The organism is Paramesorhizobium deserti (genome assembly GCF_001558695.1).
GTDB lineage: Bacteria > Pseudomonadota > Alphaproteobacteria > Rhizobiales > Rhizobiaceae > Paramesorhizobium > Paramesorhizobium deserti.
This window is the reverse complement of record NZ_LNTU01000040.1, coordinates 1-17,809: the sequence shown is the minus strand read 5'-3', so window position 1 is coordinate 17,809 and position 17,809 is coordinate 1. Positions and strand designations below refer to the sequence as shown.

The 17,809-nt window shown below is 58.7% G+C and carries 22 protein-coding genes and 3 pseudogenes; 8 read left to right on the top strand and 17 right to left on the bottom strand.

The window, feature by feature from the left end; all coding sequences use genetic code 11:
- Positions 1-112 precede the first annotated feature (112 nt).
- The gene (locus ATN84_RS27935; RefSeq protein ID WP_244491201.1) at positions 113-850 is read left to right on the top strand and encodes a DUF930 domain-containing protein; all 738 of its coding nucleotides are present in this window, start codon (positions 113-115) and stop codon (positions 848-850) included.
- Between the two features lie 283 nt (positions 851-1,133).
- Here the strand turns inward: ATN84_RS27935 and ATN84_RS24080 are convergent.
- The 3 genes and pseudogenes from ATN84_RS24080 to ATN84_RS24070 all read right to left on the bottom strand — a co-directional run.
- Positions 1,134-1,741: pseudogene (locus tag ATN84_RS24080) on the bottom strand (transposase); the annotation flags it as partial.
- 76 nt (positions 1,742-1,817) lie between these two features.
- Positions 1,818-2,216, bottom strand: coding sequence for a type II toxin-antitoxin system VapC family toxin (locus ATN84_RS24075; protein ID WP_068885060.1), 399 nt, complete (start codon positions 2,214-2,216; stop codon positions 1,818-1,820).
- The gene (locus ATN84_RS24070) at positions 2,213-2,464 is read right to left on the bottom strand and encodes an AbrB/MazE/SpoVT family DNA-binding domain-containing protein (protein WP_068885059.1); all 252 of its coding nucleotides are present in this window, start codon (positions 2,462-2,464) and stop codon (positions 2,213-2,215) included. The genes ATN84_RS24075 and ATN84_RS24070 overlap by 4 nt, the downstream gene beginning before the upstream one ends.
- Positions 2,465-3,286: 822 nt before the next feature.
- On the opposite strand from ATN84_RS24070, the gene ATN84_RS24065 reads away from it, so the two are divergent.
- The gene (locus ATN84_RS24065; protein WP_068885058.1) at positions 3,287-3,676 is read left to right on the top strand and encodes a hypothetical protein; all 390 of its coding nucleotides are present in this window, start codon (positions 3,287-3,289) and stop codon (positions 3,674-3,676) included.
- Positions 3,673-4,197 carry an RES family NAD+ phosphorylase gene (locus tag ATN84_RS24060; RefSeq protein ID WP_068885057.1) on the top strand — a complete coding sequence of 175 codons (525 nt, stop codon included), beginning with the start codon at positions 3,673-3,675 and terminating at the stop codon, positions 4,195-4,197. Before ATN84_RS24065 ends, ATN84_RS24060 begins: the two co-directional genes overlap by 4 nt.
- A gap of 52 nt (positions 4,198-4,249) precedes the next feature.
- Here ATN84_RS24060 and ATN84_RS27930 read toward each other — a convergent pair whose 3' ends face one another.
- The 13 genes from ATN84_RS27930 to ATN84_RS24000 all read right to left on the bottom strand — a co-directional run bounded on the left by ATN84_RS27930 (position 4,250) and on the right by ATN84_RS24000 (position 14,261).
- The gene (locus ATN84_RS27930) at positions 4,250-4,519 is read right to left on the bottom strand and encodes a hypothetical protein (protein WP_068885056.1); all 270 of its coding nucleotides are present in this window, start codon (positions 4,517-4,519) and stop codon (positions 4,250-4,252) included.
- A 580-nt stretch (positions 4,520-5,099) separates the two neighbouring features.
- Entirely contained in the window at positions 5,100-5,537 is a 438-nt protein-coding gene (locus ATN84_RS24050) for a type II toxin-antitoxin system VapC family toxin (RefSeq protein WP_068885055.1), read from the bottom strand.
- Positions 5,534-5,782, bottom strand: coding sequence for a type II toxin-antitoxin system Phd/YefM family antitoxin (locus ATN84_RS24045; protein WP_068885054.1), 249 nt, complete (start codon positions 5,780-5,782; stop codon positions 5,534-5,536). The genes ATN84_RS24050 and ATN84_RS24045 overlap by 4 nt, the downstream gene beginning before the upstream one ends.
- Before the next feature lie 210 nt (positions 5,783-5,992).
- Positions 5,993-6,169: a hypothetical protein gene (locus ATN84_RS27610; protein ID WP_201026445.1), complete on the bottom strand. Its 177-nt coding sequence runs from the start codon at positions 6,167-6,169 to the stop codon at positions 5,993-5,995.
- Complete coding sequence (gene kdgD / locus ATN84_RS24040) at positions 6,170-7,075, bottom strand: 5-dehydro-4-deoxyglucarate dehydratase (RefSeq protein ID WP_068885053.1); 906 nt, start codon at positions 7,073-7,075, stop codon at positions 6,170-6,172. It lies immediately after the preceding gene.
- Between the two features lie 72 nt (positions 7,076-7,147).
- Positions 7,148-7,885: a FadR/GntR family transcriptional regulator gene (locus tag ATN84_RS24035; RefSeq protein WP_068885052.1), complete on the bottom strand. Its 738-nt coding sequence runs from the start codon at positions 7,883-7,885 to the stop codon at positions 7,148-7,150.
- A gap of 222 nt (positions 7,886-8,107) precedes the next feature.
- A complete protein-coding gene (locus ATN84_RS24030; RefSeq protein ID WP_244491200.1) occupies positions 8,108-8,797 on the bottom strand; it encodes an RraA family protein in 690 nt (229 codons plus the stop codon).
- Positions 8,794-9,579 (bottom strand): HpcH/HpaI aldolase family protein, encoded by a 786-nt coding sequence (locus ATN84_RS24025; RefSeq protein ID WP_244491199.1) that lies wholly within the window; start codon positions 9,577-9,579, stop codon positions 8,794-8,796. Before ATN84_RS24025 ends, ATN84_RS24030 begins: the two co-directional genes overlap by 4 nt.
- Before the next feature lie 22 nt (positions 9,580-9,601).
- Positions 9,602-10,432, bottom strand: a complete 831-nt coding sequence (locus ATN84_RS24020; RefSeq protein ID WP_068885050.1) for a carbon-nitrogen hydrolase family protein — start codon at positions 10,430-10,432, stop codon at positions 9,602-9,604.
- Between the two features lie 57 nt (positions 10,433-10,489).
- Positions 10,490-11,464 (bottom strand): DctP family TRAP transporter solute-binding subunit, encoded by a 975-nt coding sequence (locus tag ATN84_RS24015; RefSeq protein WP_244491198.1) that lies wholly within the window; start codon positions 11,462-11,464, stop codon positions 10,490-10,492.
- Between the two features lie 70 nt (positions 11,465-11,534).
- On the bottom strand, positions 11,535-12,815 hold the full coding sequence (locus ATN84_RS24010; RefSeq protein ID WP_068885048.1) for a TRAP transporter large permease subunit: 1,281 nt from the start codon (positions 12,813-12,815) through the stop codon (positions 11,535-11,537).
- A complete protein-coding gene (locus ATN84_RS24005; protein WP_068885047.1) occupies positions 12,812-13,387 on the bottom strand; it encodes a TRAP transporter small permease in 576 nt (191 codons plus the stop codon). The genes ATN84_RS24010 and ATN84_RS24005 overlap by 4 nt, the downstream gene beginning before the upstream one ends.
- Positions 13,388-13,592: 205 nt before the next feature.
- Positions 13,593-14,261: a FadR/GntR family transcriptional regulator gene (locus tag ATN84_RS24000; RefSeq protein ID WP_201026440.1), complete on the bottom strand. Its 669-nt coding sequence runs from the start codon at positions 14,259-14,261 to the stop codon at positions 13,593-13,595.
- A 133-nt stretch (positions 14,262-14,394) separates the two neighbouring features.
- Between ATN84_RS24000 and ATN84_RS27120 the strand changes: the two genes are divergently transcribed.
- From ATN84_RS27120 to ATN84_RS23980, 5 genes and pseudogenes are all read left to right on the top strand, one after another.
- Positions 14,395-14,535 (top strand): autotransporter outer membrane beta-barrel domain-containing protein, encoded by a 141-nt coding sequence (locus tag ATN84_RS27120; RefSeq protein ID WP_161939618.1) that lies wholly within the window; start codon positions 14,395-14,397, stop codon positions 14,533-14,535.
- A 69-nt stretch (positions 14,536-14,604) separates the two neighbouring features.
- Positions 14,605-15,595: pseudogene (locus ATN84_RS23995) on the top strand (transposase); the annotation flags it as partial.
- Between the two features lie 234 nt (positions 15,596-15,829).
- Positions 15,830-16,072: a type II toxin-antitoxin system VapB family antitoxin gene (locus tag ATN84_RS23990; protein WP_068885044.1), complete on the top strand. Its 243-nt coding sequence runs from the start codon at positions 15,830-15,832 to the stop codon at positions 16,070-16,072.
- On the top strand, positions 16,072-16,476 hold the full coding sequence (locus ATN84_RS23985; RefSeq protein ID WP_068885043.1) for a type II toxin-antitoxin system VapC family toxin: 405 nt from the start codon (positions 16,072-16,074) through the stop codon (positions 16,474-16,476). The genes ATN84_RS23990 and ATN84_RS23985 overlap by 1 nt, the downstream gene beginning before the upstream one ends.
- 30 nt (positions 16,477-16,506) lie before the next feature.
- The gene (locus tag ATN84_RS23980; RefSeq protein ID WP_082766469.1) at positions 16,507-17,316 is read left to right on the top strand and encodes a beta-galactosidase trimerization domain-containing protein; all 810 of its coding nucleotides are present in this window, start codon (positions 16,507-16,509) and stop codon (positions 17,314-17,316) included.
- Positions 17,317-17,558: 242 nt separating this feature from the next.
- On the opposite strand, the pseudogene ATN84_RS27925 reads toward ATN84_RS23980, so the two are convergent.
- Positions 17,559-17,809 (bottom strand): annotated as a pseudogene (locus ATN84_RS27925) (hypothetical protein); the annotation flags it as partial.

Sequence of the window (17,809 nt, the reverse complement as noted above, 5' to 3'; positions counted from 1 at the left end):
AGAAGCGGTCATTGAACAGGATGCTAAACCCAGTATGCTCACCGAATAGTTGATCAATTTGAGTGTCGCAGCAGATGCGGCCCGCAGCTTTGCGTAGGAAACTTGAAGGGCAATGCCGCCGGGCAACTCACCGCATATTTCGATTGCCGGTGTCACACCGCCAGAGCGCGACATGGCACCGAAGATCATTTTAGTATCCGCGTTTCTTCACGCCGCTCTAGTCATCGTAATTCTGCTTCTACCCTTTACTCCCGAAGTGCCTGCTCCATCTGTGGAAAGCATATCGGTCGAGATTGTTGCGCAGGTGATAGGTTCGCCTGTGGTTCCGCAACCTGAATTCCCGCAGGTGCCCGTGCTGCGAGCCGGGAAGGCCGCGAGGATGACAGAACCGTTGGAAGAAAACGTGAAATCTACAGATTTTCGTGCGCAAACGCCGAGCGGCGGGGCGTCGCAAACCATAAAGCCTCCGCGCATGTTGTCTGATGCAATGCTGGCCGATCGCCGCAATAGCCAAGCGAGAGCGGCTCTTTCTCAGCTTGCGCCCGCTGAACAGGTTGAGCAACTCTGCAACCTCGAAGCAATGGCCCAAGTCGCCGAATCGAACAAGGCACTGCAGCCCGACCGCATCGTTGCCTATGCGATGGATGATACCAAGCTTGAACAGAACTCTTTTTCCGCTGACGGAGCGGCCGTGCATAGCGGGAAAAGTTGGCTGCGCCTCCGGTTTAAATGCGATTTGACGCCTGACCATAAGAAAGTGACAGCATTCGAATTTGTCGTCGGCGACCCAATACCGAAAGAGGAATGGTCAGAGCACAGTCTTCCCTACGAGAATGGATCATTTGACTAGCAGGCTTCTCTAATTGGGGTCGGTGAGGTCAAGCTTTTCCTGTCGTTCTTCCGGATCATGTCGCCCCGCGGGCCACTCGCTTCTCTCCGCGGTCCGCGCGGGGGCGCCGCATGATGGGGTCAGGAGAGCGAGGCGTCTCAATCTGTTGAACGGCCTTGGAGAATTCGCCCGGGATCGTGCCTGCTAACGAGATCGCCTTGCCCATCGTCCTCACGGAAACGATCCGGATCGCCCTCTCTGGGCGAACCACTGTCTGTGTTCGTTTTTGTTCCTTGTCCTATTTTCATGCCGATATGGGGCCGGCGGCTTCCTTTCCAACGCGGAATTCGGTTGCGTCTGCCCAGATGCGGTGCGGGATGATGGCCAGTTTGCGGGCGACCGCAACGCGGGCTCGCGCCATGCCGCGGCGTTTGGCGATGTTCATGCCCCAGGCGCGCAAACTCGATCATTTCTTCGAGCGCACGAGCAGCGAATGTGCTCGTAGAGGGCGGTGCGGGCAAGTTCGTCGCCGCAGCGGCTGACTGGGCCCGGTATGTCGGTCTCACCGGATTGGTATCGCGCCGGCGTCAGCCTCAGATGGACTCCCACTGCCCGCGAGGAGCCGAAGCGCTCCGGCCGGTCGATCGTGGCGCGGAAGGTGAGCGCGGTGATCGGACCGACGCCCGGCGCGCTCATCAGTCGCCGACAGACTTCCTCCTTGCGCACGATGCCCTGAACCTGCTTGGTCAGGCGGGCGAACTCCTTGAGCATGGAGCCGAGGATCGTAAGCAGCGGCTCGACCATCCCCATCGCTCGACGTCGGTGCCAGCCCAGCTCGCGCACGCGATCAGCAAAGGCGGTGCGCGAGGGCGTGCCGAGCTTGACGCTGGCCTCGCGCAGGATGGCGCGCACCGTGCGACGGGCGTTCGAGACGGCAGAATGGAAGCGTGGTGCCTCCTTTAGCATGCTCCAATGCACGTGAGTGAGATTAGGACAGCAGCCTTGCTGTCTCTCCCTGCTGAGTCAGAAGTTCGACTGCTTGTTTGTCGAATGACATGAAAGTCTCTCCGCCCAACCAATTACCCTCATAGGCCATGATACCATCCGCAAAATCACCTCCCGCCTCAAGGATCGCTAGCCCCGCCTCGACTGCGGGCCGGTTCATTACGACATTCCCAGCATCCAACAGATCACGGATAGTTACCGCAATCTCTTCCTTTGTCAGCTTGGCGCCCCTTCGCAATATCCAGACGAGTTCGCACAGGCAGGGCAAGGAAACCGCGATCAGCGACGCTTCCCTCAACAGTTGGCCGGCGGCTTTTCCCTGCGCCGGATCATCCTGCAGCACAGCGCGAGCGAGGATGTTTGTATCGACCGATATTTTCACTCTTCACCCGCCCAACTGGAAGCGGCGATCTCATTCATCTCCTCGATCGTCATCGGCTTTCTGGCCTTGCCGGCATGCCGCCCGATGAAGTTATCAATGGTGCCGGTTGGCCTCGCCGCCTTCACCCGAAGCTCGCCATTGGGAAGTTTATCGAACTCGATCCGTTCGCCAGGCTTGATGCCCAGATGTTGCAGCAGATCTCGCTTCAGCGTGACCTGCCCTTTCATTGTGACTGCTAGTGACGGCATTGGTGATCCTTTCCGTGTGAATTAGTACACAGTAATTGAAAATTTCATTACTGGCAAGTGACGACGGTTGCTATTCATTCGCTACTGTGTGGAGCACCACAACCCACAGTAATTTTCTGTCGACGATAGTCTTGCCATCCGCACCGAGATATGGCCGGCGGATATCGGCCAGTCGCTTCTCCACCAGAAGGCGGTTTTGCGCTTCTCCGCCTTTAATCAGCGGACAACGCGGTCAGTAACCCGCCCTGACACGATCTTGATGGCCAACGGCCACGACCTCTCGGTCACGCGGCGGCGCATCCGCACCATTGGCATCAGGGTCGGCTCGGCCCAGCGCGATGCCTATGCGCTGACCTACGACCAGGCGCCGTTCTCCGGCAAATCCGGTGCGGTTCAATTACGCCGTAAAAATAGTCGCCGAGGCATGCAGTCCAGAACAGCTCCGCTGCCTCTCGGCCCATTGCCTGGTCAATCATCAGGCAGAGAACATGTCGGTTCAGTTCATCCCAATACCAGTGGCCAGGGACTGCCTTGTTCTCTCCCGCGTCGAAGAGTCCAGGGCCCAAGCTGAAACCCACCATGGCTGAGTCCGAAAAACCTCGACGATTTCGTTCCAACTGATGCTCATAGATATTATGTGCGTCTCCTTGGCCAGATCGAGGATGCCCGTTTACGCTCATCGTGTGTCGCTTCGCCAAATCCGCGTTGCTGAACGTCGGTGTTGCGATTCAGGGCATTGCGGGCAGGTGATGCATCCGCGATTTAACTTGATATGCTCAAAAATGTGCATATATTGTGCAGCAAACAGTGCGGAGATTAGTCATGTCACCCGTCCATGCCGAACAGGCAAACGTAGTAGTATCGAAGTTCGTGGACAGCCTCCAGGAACCTAGGACACCCTATATCTCGCCGGCACGCTTTTCCGAGGTGCTCGGCGTAAGGGTCATGGCTTTAGCGGAGCTGACCGGCGTCCATCGCAACACGCTGCGCAATCCATCATCGGAACGTCTGCAATTAAAGATGCGAGAGATGATTAAGGTGATATCGGCTGCTGCTGAACTAACAGGCGATATCCAGAAAGCGATCTACTGGTATCGAAATGAGCCGATCGCCGACTACGACCACCATACTGCGGCCGAGCTCGTCGCGGATGGTCATGCTGATGCCGTCCTGGCCTATATTCGCGATCTTGAGAACGGAGCCCGTGGGTGAAGATCACCCGCATCGGTCCAGACGCCGTCTACCATCGATATCTTACACCGCGATGGGCGTTCCTGCCGACGAGCGGGGCCGGAGCAGCAGGTGATGGCGGCCGCTTCAATCGGCCTGGCGTCGAAGCGTTGTACCTGTCGAAGGCTCCGCAAACAGCGCTTGAGGAATATCGGCAGGGCGCCACCATCACGCCGCCCGCCACCCTCGCAGCATATAAGATTACGTTGGAAGAGGTTGCCGATCTATCCGAGGGGTTCGATCCAGATCACTGGGATCCCGCATGGAATGAGTGGGATTGCCAGTGGCGCAAAATTGCACGTATCGACAAGAACGTTCCGGCATCGTGGAAACTCGCTGATGCCGTTATTTCGTCCGGGCTACGCGGATTGCTTTTCCCATCTTTGCGTCATATCGGAGGGACGAACCTCGTCCTATATCCTGCGAATCTGACGGGCGCGGATTCAGTAGCCGTCCATGATCCCGACGGCCGGCTTCCGAAAGACCAGTCTTCATGGTCTTAGAGGCATAGGGCTGGTAGCGCCAGTTAGGCGCTTTTTTCGAGTAGATTGAGGTTCAGTTTGCCACATCCGCAACGCAGCGCTTCCTTCTTGCCGCGTTCCGGTGAGACTGAATACTTTCGCCGCAGGCGTCGCACGCATACGAATTGGTGAACTCCCGAAACGCCGCCACAACCGGTCCGAAATCTTCCTTCTTCAGGTCGGCCCATTCGTTGAAGTGAACAGCGGCGTTGACCTGCCAGTTGTCATAGCCGGTCTTGACCTTTGCCTCCGAGAAAGCCGCTTCGATAGATGTGATGCGCTCGACAACATCCTTTTGTTCCAAGAGTTGGCCGCCGATTTCGATTTCTTCAGCAAGGTCCCAAACGTTGCGGTGGCGTTCGGCAAAAGGTCGCCAAGCATGAACTGGGCATCGCCACGAAATTTCACATTTGCGCGCAGCCGATCATAGGCCTCCTCGGAGAAGTGTTCCAGATAGTGCCTGAGAAGAGCTGCCGCCCCGCGCACGTCGTTCTTGGCGAGATGATCCTCAATTTCCGTCCACACATCTCGATCATCAGTTGGGCCGAGGTCAACGGTCCAGTGTCGTGCGGGGCATAGGTCCGGGCCAGCCCCATACCGAGGACTACCGCGAGACGCGTTTGAACCTCTTCACAACGTCTGCTGGAACACTGGAGCGCGCCACCTGCGGCTGACCACGAGGATAACCAGGCGACAAATCCACGATGGGCTAGTCTGTCGGCCCAAAGAGGCGGTAGCGAGTTTCGAATGGTCATTCGCTGGCGGTGCCAAGATCCTCGTGGACCATTCCGCACTTAGTAAGGGAGAGGCTGCGCGGAACCGATCGCGTCGGCGCTGATATCTGCGGTCCGGCGCCGCCTTAGCGCTGACTTGACTTCGCAGCCTTAAACCGGTGCGGGCATGACATCAACGCCAAAATGGCCGAAGTGGTGGAGGTTGGAGGTCACGACTGTCAAATTGTGCGCACGCGCGGTTCCGGCGATGAGTGCGTCCGCCATTCCCGGACTATGTCCAGACGAAACCGCCGCGGCTTCGAGCTGGCCGGAGCTCGTGGAGACTACCGCGTTGATAGGAAGAATGCGATCCTCATAAATGGAAACGAGGCCATCCATCCAACGCCGCAACTCTCTCGCCTTCGCCGTGGCGCCCTTACGTTCAAGCAGGGTGATGCCACGTTCGATCTCGTGGACCGTCACCACCGACAGAAAGAGTTCTGCCTTTGCGTCAGCCTCGTCGAGCCAAGAAAGAAACCTTGACGACGCCTCACCCTGTGACGGTGACAGAAGGGAGACGACATTGGTGTCGAGGAGGTATCCCTTCAAAGGTCGACCTCTCGGGCGGGCGACCGATTGCGCTCAAACTCGCCGCCGGGGAATTCTTTCAAATACGAGGCAAAGCTCCGTCGTGTAGGCTTCAGCGTGCGTTGCGCGATCTCGGCCGCCGCCAGTGGCACGAGAGCGGCGACCGGCTTGCCGTGCCGCGTGATGGTCACGAACTCGCCCCGGATCGCTTCATCGACATAGGTCGAGAGGCCGGCCTTGGCATCTTTCAAGCTTACAGTCGACATTGGGCACTCCGCAAAGTGGTCATATGTGACCATATATGAGTGTTCGGATCGAAGAGGTCAATCCCACCCATAGACTTGGTTGCTCATGGCCCAACTCCGGGGACGGATTTCCAGGATGGCCATGGGATCGCGAAGTTTCAAAGCGCGACGTCGAAAATCTCGCCGGCCTCAACCCCACAACTTAGCTGCTGGCGGGCAGGGGAGGGGTTTTCAGAGGCCGCTCGCCCTGGTGAGATTGGTACGGAACCGATCGCGGCGGCGCTGGTACTTGCGGTTCATCTCGGCCGAGGCGTGACCGAGCTGCTTCTGGGTGCCGGGAGCTAATCTCTGTCCCTCCCTGAGAAGCGTCGCCCCGATTTGGCCGAGGCGACACGCCGTTTTACTCATTCAGCGCTTATATGGCGCGATCAGTTCAGCCATCATGTCCATCTCTTCGGCCGAAAGATCGTTCAGAGGGGGGCGGACCGGGCCCGCATTGAACCCCTGAATCCGAACGCCTGCCTTGATCGCGGAAACCGCATAGCCTTTAGCCCGGTTCCGGATCGTCATAAATGGATAGAAGAAATCCAGCAGAATCCGTTCGCACTTGGCCCGTTCGCCAGCGCGCAGGGCATCGTAGAATTCCACCGCAAGGCCAGGCACGAAGTTGAACACTGCCGAAGAATAAGTGGTGAAGCCTGCCCCCAGATAAGCGTCGGCAAAAAGTTCTGCAGTCGGCATGCCGCCAAGATAGGTAAGCCGGTCACCCATCTTCGCGGTAATCTGACGGACGAGCCCGATCTCGCCAGTGCCATCCTTGAAGCCGACCAGGTTAGGGCATTCATCGCAAAGCCGAGCGAGAGTGTCTGCCTGCAGGACCGAGTTGTCGCGGTTATAGACCATGACGCCCATCGCGGTGGCCTGGCAGACGGCCTTGATATGACGATAGAGGCCCTCTTGAGGAGCGTCGATCAGGTAGTGAGGCAGTAGAAGTATCCCGTCCGCGCCAGCTTTCTCGACAGCTTTCGCGATCAAAACGGCAACCTCGGTTCCGTAACCGCAGCCCGCTACAATCGGTGTTGCGCCTGCCGCTGCCTTGGCGACCTTGACGACCGCAGGAACTTCGTCCGGCGCCAGTGAGAAGAACTCGCCCGTTCCGCCTGCGGCAAAGAGTGCAGCCGCTCCAAAGCCTGAGAGCCACTCGACATGCTCGCCATAACTGTCGGGGTTGAATTTCCCTTCGGAATTGAAATGGGTGACCGGGAACGACAGAAGGCCGGCCCCGAGGGTTTGTTTGAGAGTCAAGAAATCCATGGATGGTACAACCTTTCTGATGTCCGCTGCACCACGGTTATGCCCTTTTAAAAATACATGTCAATAAACTTATTATGATAAGTTAGTATCTTCGTTCAGATAAGAGCGATAGCGCTGTTGACTTCCGGCGAGATGAGCTCGCATCGCTTCCCTCGCGGCCATCTGATCCCGATCCGTGATGGCTTTCACGATCAGGCGATGCTCTTCATGCAGGCGCTCCAGATAAGCGTTTGGAGTGACAGCACCCGGCCCCTCAAGAGCGGCGCGCGGAACCATCTCGACTCCCAGTGATTTCAATATTTCTATAAAGCGACGGTTGTTGCTTGCCTCGGCGATCGCAAGATGGAAAGCGAAGTCGGCGTCAATGGTCGGCTTTCTTTCTTTGATGAGCTTTCCGATTTCGCGATGGCAGCGGATGATCGCTTCCTCCTGAAGCGGCGAGCACCGCGCGGCGGCGAGATAGGCTGCCTCTACCTCAATGGCGGTACGGACTTCCAATCCCTCAACAACCGAAGAAATACGGTTAGAATCGATCCCGGCCAATGCAGGGCCGACGGCATCGGCAGGTTCTATTACGAACACGCCAGCTCCCCGGCGTGGATCGACCAGTCCTTCCTCGCGCAGATGGGCAATCGCCTCGCGCACGACAGTTCGGCTCACATTGAAACGCTCAATCAACTGGGCTTCACTCGGCAGTTTCTCGCCGGGTGCGGGATTGCCGTCGAGTATGCCCTCTCTAAGCGTGTCGTGGACATGACGGGTCAGCGTCCCATAACGCCGGCGATTGTTATCGCTTGATATTCTTTCCATGCTCGGTGACCGTTCTTGCTTACCACTTCTTTCCGGCGTCGGTGACACGCGGAATGAGCTATGCCCGCGTCTTGCGAAGTTCGGAAAGTTATAATGATACGTAGAGCGGTATCATGGACAGGTTGTCAAGCCGGCTCTCCCAGTCAACGATTGCGGAACACTCACCTCGACGGTCTGGAGAACACGGGTCCGAGCCACGCGAGGCGTGCAGCAGATGCCAAATCAAGGAGTGACCGCCACAGAGCAGACACTCGCTGCACGCTGCCGAGTTCCGTTCAAGTCAGCCAGAGATTCGCCGGCAGCCAACCTTTGTCGCCATTCGACTTCTCTCCGTTCATCGGCTAAGGCGCGTTCGATCAAGTCTTGAAGGTCGACGTGCGAGACGCCGAGGCACAGAATGCCGTTCATGTCCCCGAACAGAATGTCTCCGGTTGAAACCGCCACGCCCCCGATCGATACTGTTCCAAACAGTTCTGCGCCGGGCACGCCAAGTGATCGCGTGGTGATCACGCTTGTGCCGCGCGCATAGACCGGCAACCCAAGCGCAGCGAGCTCCTCGATATCCGTGACAACGCCGTCCACGACGATACCGGCTGCGCCGGCGTGAAACGCGGCACGTGCGACCATCTCCCCGACGCATGCGACCTGATGGTCGCTCTGTCGATCAATGACGAGAATATCACCCTCACGAAGCTCATCGAGTGCGAGGTGTACCGGTACGCCGTCCGGGAGAGGCTGCTTGACCGTCATGGCACGCCCGACCATACGCTGCACGGGCGCTAGCGCCCGGATTCCGGACGGTATGGAACCGGAAGCAAGATAATGGCCGAGAGATGCAGGCTGCACCTTCGCCAACATGTTGAACAGATCCGCGTCATCAGACGCTGCTGCACGCGGATGCACGATCATCATGCTTGTCTCCGCGTGCTAAGGGCGATGCTCGCGGCATTCGCGCAACCTTGGTGTAGAAAACCCAGATCATTGCCCAGAAGTAGCATGTCCCCGCCTTCGGACATCAGCTCCTGTACCTTGGTGCTCTCGGCAGGAAAGCAAGGCAGCATCACCTTGATCCCCCGTGGTCGGCATTTGGAAACAAGCTCACGCATCGCCATCCGAACCACTGAATGGTTCATCGCGTAATCCACTTCGATTCCGCGGGAAAGCGCATAATCAGCCGGACCGAAATGGACCGCATCGATTCCCGGAACATCGAGTATGTCGTCGATCTCCTCGAAAAACTCGAAGCTCTCTGCCATCGGAATAATCAGCGTTTCGCGGTTCGCCTGCTCGGTATAGGAGGACCAATCAAAGCCTGGGCCCCCATAGCCGGCGGAACGAACGGAGCTATCTCCACCTCGTCGTCCGAGCGGGGGGAATTTGGTCGCGGCAATTATTCTCCGCATTTGTTCCGCCGTATGGACCTGGGGGACAATGACACCTGCCGCGCCCAGTTCGAGCGCCTTGCGCAATCCCACCGCGCCGCTGTCGGGTACACGCACCAGGGGAGCAGTACCTGCGAGCCGCGCAGCAAGGATCATGCGCTCCATGGGCGAATCGAGACCCAGCACCGTGTGCTCGGCATCGATGAACACGAAATCGAGTCCCTTTTGTCCCGCAATTTCGACTGCGGCCGGGGCGCCGGAATAGACGTTGATGCCAAAAACGACTTCGTTTGCCTGGAGTTTCTGTCTCAAGGCCGAACTATCGAGCATTGCATCAGACCGCACTGGGCATCGCGCAGATCCGGTAGTCCTGCGGCCTCCTGTCTCGGAACGGATGTACCTCGTAAACGCCAGGCTCCCGGATGATCGACTTAACGCGAGCACTATCGATATCTATGTCGACCGAGAAAATGCCATCCTTCATGCCGGCATTGATGATTTCGCGCCCGTCCGGTCCGATGACATGACTGGATCCCATGAAGGCCATCCCCTGGTCTATGTCATTGCGGTTCACCGCCAGCAGGAACACGAAGTTCTCCGCAGCCCTCACTGTCGTGAACAGATCCGGCAGGATGCGTGCCGCCTCAGGCCACGCTGCCGGAAGAACGATAAGTTCGGCCCCTTCCAGCGCCAGTGTCCGCGCAACTTCGGGGAACCGGATTTCGTAACAAATTGCGACGCCGATCCTTCCGATGGGCGTATCGAATACCGAAGGCCCTTTGACATCGGGGATTTCCGCGAACCGGTCGCCGATCATGAAGGGCAGGTGCATCTTATGATGCAGTCCGATTATGCCTTCAGGGCCGATGACAGCTGCCGTATTGAGCGCTTGGTCGCCTTTGGCCTGATAGAAGCCCACCACGACCAATATTCCTGTCTCACGTGCGGCGGCGATGATCGGCTCCAGATCGCCGCGCTCGATATTGACGGCCGCATTCAGCAGGCTTTCGCGATCGTCGAAAGAGCCGCCAGTCAGGAAGCACTCGGGAAACGCAATAAGCTGCGCTCCGTCTATAGCCGCTTCGCGGACCTTTTGCGCGACAAGGCGTGTTGTGGCGGCGGTGCCCCCGTGAACAGGGGAGAATTGGGCAAAGGAGATCTTCATGAGCAAATCCGGTCAGGTTGGAGCCGCACACGGGCGTGCCGTGTGCGGCTTGATTTTTCAGTTAAGGGAGAAGCCAACTGCCTCGAAAACAGTCTTGGTGAGTTCCGGATCGAAGGTTTTGGCGTATTTTTCGATGACTGGCTCAACGGCCTTCTGCATCTCGGCCAGGGCGGCCGGGTCCAGATCGGTGACGACATTGCCAGCGGCGCGTATCTTGTCGAGTGCCGTGGTTTGTGCCTCGCGCGAGATCTTGCGCTGCTCGATGGCGGTCTCACGCGCGACTTCGATGATCAAGGCCTTTTCGTCGTCATTAAGCTGATCCCAGAACGGTTTCCCGATCAGGACGATCTGAGGATTGTAGTTGTGTCGCGTAACAGTGATATATTTTTGCACCTCATAGTATTTCGAGCCGAGCATGAAAGGTGCGGTGGTTTCCTGACCGTCAACTGCTCCGGTCTCGAGTGCAGTGTAGAGCTCGGTGATGGCCAGCGGCGTCGGGTTTGCTCCTAAAGCCGCCCACATGTCCGCCAGCAAGGGATTCTGCTGCACCCGGATCTTCAGACCAGATATGTCAGAGAGATTGTGGACCTCGCGCCGGTTGTTCGAGAGGAGGCGGAAGCCCTGCTCCCAGAAGGCGAGCCCGATAACGCCGTGGGCAGGCAGCTTGTCGGTCAGCGACTTGCCGACCTCGCCATCGAGTAGGCGGTCCATGACGTCCGCATCCTGATAGATGAAGGGAAGGTCGAATATCCCGAAGTCCTTCTCCTGGGCGATCATGTTGCCGGCATTCCAGACCATCATTTCCACGACACCGCCCTGAAGTGATGAGAGCACCTGCACGTCACCTCCCAACACACCATTCGAGAAGACGCGCGTGTTGAGCTTGCCACCGCTGCGTTCGGCCAGCTTCTCGGCGAAGATATGCATTCCCAGAACAGGAGGCGTGCCTTCCTGCCCGGTTGCCGCAAACTTGATCGTGCGATTTTGGTATTCCTGTGCCTCGGCGCCGCCGACCAGCAGCGCGAGGGCCATGGCCATTCCAACAAGTCGTTTCATTTTACTCCCCTTTTGTTTGGTTAAAGTTGAAGGCTTCGTGACTCGGTCAGTGCGCGATCCAGCGAGCTGGCTCTGTGACCAGTTCCGGAAACACAACCAGAAGAAAAAGCACCAGCAGCTGCGCCAGGAAGAAAGGCCACGTGCCTTTTAGCAGCGCCTCATATTTCATGCCGCCAACGGAGCAGACCACGTTCAGCACGGTTCCCACGGGCGGCGTAATGAGTCCGATTGCGCCGTTAATCATGAACAGAACGCCGAAGTAGATCGGATCCACACCCGCTTGAACGACAACCGGCACAAGGATCGGTCCGAGAAGAAGGATCGTTGGCGTAAGATCCATAGCCGTGCCCACGACGATGATGACAAGCATCAGAACGAGGACGAGCAGTCTCGGATGGTCCATGAACGGACCGATCATATCCACGATCTGGCCAGGAATGTCGGCGATGGTGATCATCCACGCTGGTATGGCCGCGGCCCCTACCAGAAACATCACCCCCGCAGCTACTTTACCGGCGCGGAGCGCGAGGTCAGGAAGATCCGAGATCTTGAGTTCGCGATAGACAAAAAGCGCTACGAACAACGAATAGGCAGCTGCTAGCGCCGCGGCTTCGGTCGGTGTGACAACACCGAAACGCAGCCCCACGACGATGATGATCGGCAGCATCAGGGCCCACAGGCTGTCGATGAATGCCGAAAGGCGCTCGCCTGCCGTTGCTTTCGGAGCTGCTTCGACGTCTTCCCGTCTTGCTACAAAGAACCATGTCGCGGCGAGTGCCGCAGCTATCATCAGACCGGGGGCAATTCCGGCCAGGAAAAGCTTGCTGATGGACAGGTTCGTGGCGACACCGAATACAATGAATCCGATGCTCGGGGGGATAATCGGGCCGATTATGGAGGATGAGGCTATGAGACCGCCGGCGCGCGCCTTGTCGTGCCCGGCCGCAACCATCATCGGCAGAAGGAGGGCGGAGAGAGATGCCGCATCAGCGAGAGCGGAGCCAGAGAGACTCGAGAGCAGCACGCCCGCGAAGATTGCCACATAACCCAATCCTCCCCGCCTGTGACCTACGAGAGCCTTAGCCAGGGCAATGATGCGGCGGGAAAGCCCTCCGGCATTCATGACTTCTCCCGCCAGAATGAACAGCGGGACCGCAATCATCGCAAAACTGTCAACTGAGTTGAGGATGTTCTGCGCCAGAATCTGGCCGTCGAATAGCCCTTGCTGCCACATGAGTGCGGCGCCCGTGATGATAAGCGCGTAGGCAATGGGCGCACCGATGGCGATTGCGAGGAGCAGCGTTCCGGTGAAGATCGCGATCGTCATTTGAACCCACCCCTGGCATTGGCGAGCTCATCTCGATGAAGTTCGGACGCCATCCGATCCGCCTCGGCTTCGTCCTCTCCGACGCTCACAACGAGTTCCTCATCGGTGAGCTTGCCCGTGAGCATCAGGAGAAGCTGGCAAACCAGGAAAAGACCGCTTGCGGCAGCAAACGCCACGCCAGCCAGATAGAGCAGGGCAATCGGAAGCCGCGTTTCTGTTGAAACGACATGAAGATTGATGAGGGCTTGCGCCCAGCTGCCTTTTAGCAGCAGCCACGTGGCATAGATCATGATCCCGTGGGTCAGCACGAAGCACACGCGGCGCAGCTGCAAAGGTAACCTGCGAACCGCCATGTCGACGCCGATATGCCCTCGATCATACAGAACGAGAAGCGCGCCTATGAAGGTCATCCATACGAACAGCAATCGCGCGATGCCCTCGGCCAGAAATATGCCCGAGTTGAATGCATAGCGCAGGAAAACATTCGCAAAGATAAGAAGCAGGATTGTGAGGATGCTGGTGATAACCACGTACTCCAGCAACCTCAGATAAAAACTCCTTAGATGTCCCATCGCTCCTCCCATTGGCATTGAGTGCCAAATTTCCAGCTCGATAGGTTATGGGCCTTCCCTTGTATCGGAGCCTGTGTTGGCGCCGTTGAAAAAAGTCGGGTTTCCTCCAGCTGGCGCCGAAGGCTCCCAAGACCTCACTCCCATTCGACAGGAGTTCACTATTTCAATTGTATGATGACTGTCAACAGACAATTTCAGCCATGGCTCACTTTTCGGGCTGAAGTTCCCGATAGCGCTCCAGGCTCCCGGCGAGATGGAAGCGCATCGCTTCGCGCGCGCCGAGCACGTCCTTCCGCTTGATTGCGACAGCGATGCGCCGGTGCTCGTCCGTCATCTTGGCAAGATACTCCCGGGTGATCTTCGGCACGGTAGAGTGGATTAACTGGCTACGTGGAATGATCACCGGCCCGACGAAATCCATGAAACGGGGCATGTATGCGTTGCCCGAGGCGAGGGCGATCGCCTTGTGAAAATTGAAATCAAGCTGGCGCGGATTCTGGTTGAAAGCATCCGGGTCCGCCGTTTTCTCAAGGTTCTCCAGTATCTTATCTAATTCGTCTCGGTTCGCACGTTGCGCCGCGAGACCTGCAGATTCGACTTCGACGCCGATCCGCAGCTCAAGAATGTCGATGATTTCAGACAGCTCTTCCGCGGCTTCAGGCGGTATCTTCAGGGTGACGTTTCCCCGGCCGGTAACGAAGGCCCCAATTCCCTGGCGAGAATCGACCAGCCCTTCGGAACGAAGATAGGCGATCGCTTCCCGAACGACTGTCCTGCTGACATTGTAGATCTCACAAAACTCCGTCTCGATGGGAATTCTGGCTCCCACCGCATATTCACCTGTGTCGATGCGTTGGGCGATATCTTTCGCCACAACGCTTGCCAAACTGTCGCGTCTTCGTCTCATCTCGCTCCCTAACATCAGAATGTTGGTACTATGTCATACAATATAGGGAGATGCGCTTGCTAGCCCCAATTCATTGGTGCTGTTTACGATGAGCTCGTGATTGCGCACCGTCTCCACCGACGTCTCCTCCTCCCATGGCCGCGGCAAGGCCGACACCACTGGCTATGGCATCGGCAGCACCCTCACATGCATCGGCGCCGGCGGCGTCTATGTCGACGGGCAGGCAGGCCATGTGGTATGACAGCGATCTGTCGTCGGGCGCCGCCAGCCGTAATCTGGCACGCGACAATGACGGCTTCGGCTACACGCTTGGGCGTTCCGCCGCAACCACCGCTACGGCAGCATCGTATGTGACCTGGAACGTGGAACGGCGCAGGATCGTGACACTCTTGCCCGATCGGGAAACTGCAACGGTGGAGGCGTGGTTGGCCGATTATCCCGGTATCACGATCGTGGCGCGCGATCGCGGCGGCGGGTACGGAGAAGCGACAGCGAAAGCCCTGTCGGACGCGGTCCAGGTCGCCGACCGCTGGCACCTGATGGAAAATGCCAGCGCCGCGTTCCTCGATGCCGTACGCAAGTCGATGCGGGCGATCCGGACTGCAATCGGGACCGGCAAGGTCGATCCGGAACTGCTCACCTGCACGGAGAGGCTGCAGTATGAAGGCTTTCTGCGGCGTGAGGAGACGAACGCTGCCGTCATGAAGCTCGCTGCGGGCGGCATCCCGATCAAGGAGATCGTGTGTCGCATCGGCCACAGCCGAAAGCTCGTCCGCCAGATCGTGCGCGGCGAGCGAACCGACGCGTTCCGGGTCCGGCAAAATTCACTCGACGCCCATCTTCCCTTTCTCGACGAGCAATGGGCCTTGGGCTGCCGCAACGGTGCCGAACTCTGGCGGCGGTTGAAGGCGCGAGGCTTCCGGGGGGCTCTGCGCGTCGTCGCCGAATGGGCTACGCGGCGTCGGCGGGCGGAGCAAGCGTCCGATCAGTTGCGCAAGGTTCCGTCGGCCAGGACGGTTGCCCGCTCGATGACCATGGCGCGCGATCATCTGAGCAAGGCGGATACCGTGATCATCGCCGCCGATTTCGAACCCTGGATCGCCGAAGTCAGTGTTAGCCTGATCGCCTCTTTCGCCAGCGGCATCGCGCGCGACAAAGCCGCTGTCCGTGCTGCGATCATCGAGCCGTGGTCGAACGGCCAGACGGAAGGACAGATCACGAAGCTGAAACTGGTGAAGCGCCAGATCTATGGGCGCGGCAAGATCGATCTTCTCCAGGTAAGGCTGATCGGCGCAGCATGATCGCGGAAATCATCGAGATCGCGTCAGACCCCCGTTTGGACGCCGATCCAGGGTCCGCATTCCGAGCCGATTGACAGCAGCGTGATGGTTCCAGGCTTCGATGGCAGACGGGGCGCGCGCGGCGCCTTTCCCATTCGGTCATGCGGTCTTTCTCGCCCCTCGTTGCAAGAAACCTTGCAGAAATGGGCGAAGCGATCTACATTATTTTCTGAGATTATCTACATGGAGTGAGCCATGCCGATCAACGTCAACAATCCGGAAGCGGACGCGCTCACGCGCAAGTTCGCCCATATGGCCGGCGTCAGCATTACCGATGCGATCGTGATCGCCATGAAGGAGGCGATTGAACGTCGGCGTCACAAGGAGACCCCACTAGAGACCGCTGCCCGGCTCCGCGAACAACATGGCGTCAAACTCGATGCGGCAGCCAGGCAGCCGCTTCCCCGTGAAGCCTATGACGAACTGTGGGAAAGCTGATGTTCGTCGATGCCTGCGCCATCATCGCGCTTCTCTCCGACGAGCCGGAAGCGGAGCGCGTCTCCGCTGCGATCTCGTCAGCGAAGGCCGCCTTTACCTCCCCGGTTGCCGTGCTTGAGGCGGTGCTCGGCCTTGCGCGCCCCGACAAGTTTGGCCTCGCCGTAGTGGAGGTGGAACCGATCGTCATCGAGTTCCTCGAAGAGCGCGGAATCGAAATCCGCGATCTGCCGCCCGCGGACGCGACAACCCGGATCGCTCTTACCGCCGCGCATCGCTATCGCGTGGGCCGCCGGGGCCTCAATCTCGGTGATTGCCTGCATTATGCATGCGCCAAATATTACAACGTACCCATTCTGGCCACGGCAGATGAGTTCAGACAGACAGATATCGACACCGTACCCTGACATGGCCGGAGCCCGCTTGAGGATGGACCGCTGCTCCATCGCTACTGCTACTCGAAGGGTATCGCCTGCGGCTTCATCCATCCCGAGGACGATCTTGCGAGGATCAAGGTGCTCCACGTACCGCATTGGGTCATGTGGAAGCAGGCGTGGAACGCGAATGTCGAGGCTTTCGTCCGCAATGGCGGAACTCTGGTCGTTGGGGCGATGACCGGCACGCGGGATGAGAACAATCACATCCCGACCGACCTTGCCCCCGGCCCGGGCCTGTCGAAACTCTGCGGCGTGCGCGTCGAGGAATTCGGCCGGGTCACGGAGCCCGGCGCTGACGGGTTGTTCGGCCTCCATGGAACCGAGTTCGGCCTTCACAACCCGGCAAAGCGCCTGCCGTCCAGTTCTGCATCAAGGCGCTATCGTTTCACCTTGGGTAACCAGGAGCACGAGGCCGCACATCTTTACGAGATTCTCGTGTTCGATGACGACGTCGAGGTTCTGGGGCACTGGTCGAACCGCTTTGCGAGCGGCAGGGCTGCGGTGACGAGCCGGAAGGTCGGCAAGGGCCGGGCCTGCTACGTCGGGACCTCCCTGACCGGGTCCCTCGTCGAAGGTCTGGTGGACCATGTCCTCGACGCGGTTGTCCAGCCGCTGGTGCCGGACTTGCCGTCTGCCGTGGAGGTCGTCCTAAGGGGGGCGGAAGACAGGAAGTTGCTTTTCCTGCTGAATTGCGATGCGGGGCCGGTCGAATTGAGCTCTGTTCCCGCTGGAACGGACCTCCTTTCGGGCGATCCGGTGAACGGCCGGCTGGTTCTGGGACCCTATGGTTGTGCGGTTCTGCGCGTGTGAAGAAGGCCGCCTCGCGGTTGATTCCGCGTGCGGCCGAAATGTCCGGAATTGGGCGCTAAGCGGTTCCTATCGAAATAGGGCCGCGAGTCGATTTGCATCGAGGCGGCCGAGCATGATGAAAGCCAACGCACCCGCGCAATGCTCAGGTGCCGCGGACGGCAGCCAGAGTTTCACATTTTGTTGGAAAGATAGCCGACGTCCAGGCGGGGGCTCGGACTCTGATCCATGACAGTGACTGACGCTCAGGTCTCCTGATGGTCATGGCGCGGCTCGGCTTTCTCCATTCCCGCGCAGTCGAGACCATTGAGGTGGGCAGCGCAGATCGCGGCGGTGGTCTCCTGCAGCACCTTCACACGCTCGGTGAGCCAGGCCAGTTCTTCACCGGTGATTTCGTAGCGGTATGCATAGCGGGCCTCGACATAGGCCCGGTCAAGGCGGGCAAGGCACTGCCTGGCAAAATGGCTGTCGCGGGGCCAGACCGCAGTCAGCAGGG

What these genes read in the sequence shown, in the direction of transcription:
- ATN84_RS27935 (WP_244491201.1), top strand. Translation starts at nt 113, where the DNA reads ATGCCGCCGGGCAACTCACCGCATATTTCGATTGCCGGTGTCACACCG.
- ATN84_RS24070 (WP_068885059.1), bottom strand. Translation starts at nt 2,464, where the DNA reads ATGCCGTCACTAGCAGTCACAATGAAAGGGCAGGTCACGCTGAAGCGA.
- ATN84_RS24065 (WP_068885058.1), top strand. Translation starts at nt 3,287, where the DNA reads ATGTCACCCGTCCATGCCGAACAGGCAAACGTAGTAGTATCGAAGTTC.
- ATN84_RS24045 (WP_068885054.1), bottom strand. Translation starts at nt 5,782, where the DNA reads ATGTCGACTGTAAGCTTGAAAGATGCCAAGGCCGGCCTCTCGACCTAT.
- ATN84_RS27610 (WP_201026445.1), bottom strand. Translation starts at nt 6,169, where the DNA reads ATGAGTAAAACGGCGTGTCGCCTCGGCCAAATCGGGGCGACGCTTCTC.
- kdgD (WP_068885053.1), bottom strand. Translation starts at nt 7,075, where the DNA reads ATGGATTTCTTGACTCTCAAACAAACCCTCGGGGCCGGCCTTCTGTCG.
- ATN84_RS24035 (WP_068885052.1), bottom strand. Translation starts at nt 7,885, where the DNA reads ATGGAAAGAATATCAAGCGATAACAATCGCCGGCGTTATGGGACGCTG.
- ATN84_RS24030 (WP_244491200.1), bottom strand. Translation starts at nt 8,797, where the DNA reads ATGATGATCGTGCATCCGCGTGCAGCAGCGTCTGATGACGCGGATCTG.
- ATN84_RS24020 (WP_068885050.1), bottom strand. Translation starts at nt 10,432, where the DNA reads ATGAAGATCTCCTTTGCCCAATTCTCCCCTGTTCACGGGGGCACCGCC.
- ATN84_RS24015 (WP_244491198.1), bottom strand. Translation starts at nt 11,464, where the DNA reads ATGGCCCTCGCGCTGCTGGTCGGCGGCGCCGAGGCACAGGAATACCAA.
- ATN84_RS24010 (WP_068885048.1), bottom strand. Translation starts at nt 12,815, where the DNA reads ATGACGATCGCGATCTTCACCGGAACGCTGCTCCTCGCAATCGCCATC.
- ATN84_RS24005 (WP_068885047.1), bottom strand. Translation starts at nt 13,387, where the DNA reads ATGGGACATCTAAGGAGTTTTTATCTGAGGTTGCTGGAGTACGTGGTT.
- ATN84_RS23990 (WP_068885044.1), top strand. Translation starts at nt 15,830, where the DNA reads ATGCCGATCAACGTCAACAATCCGGAAGCGGACGCGCTCACGCGCAAG.
- ATN84_RS23985 (WP_068885043.1), top strand. Translation starts at nt 16,072, where the DNA reads ATGTTCGTCGATGCCTGCGCCATCATCGCGCTTCTCTCCGACGAGCCG.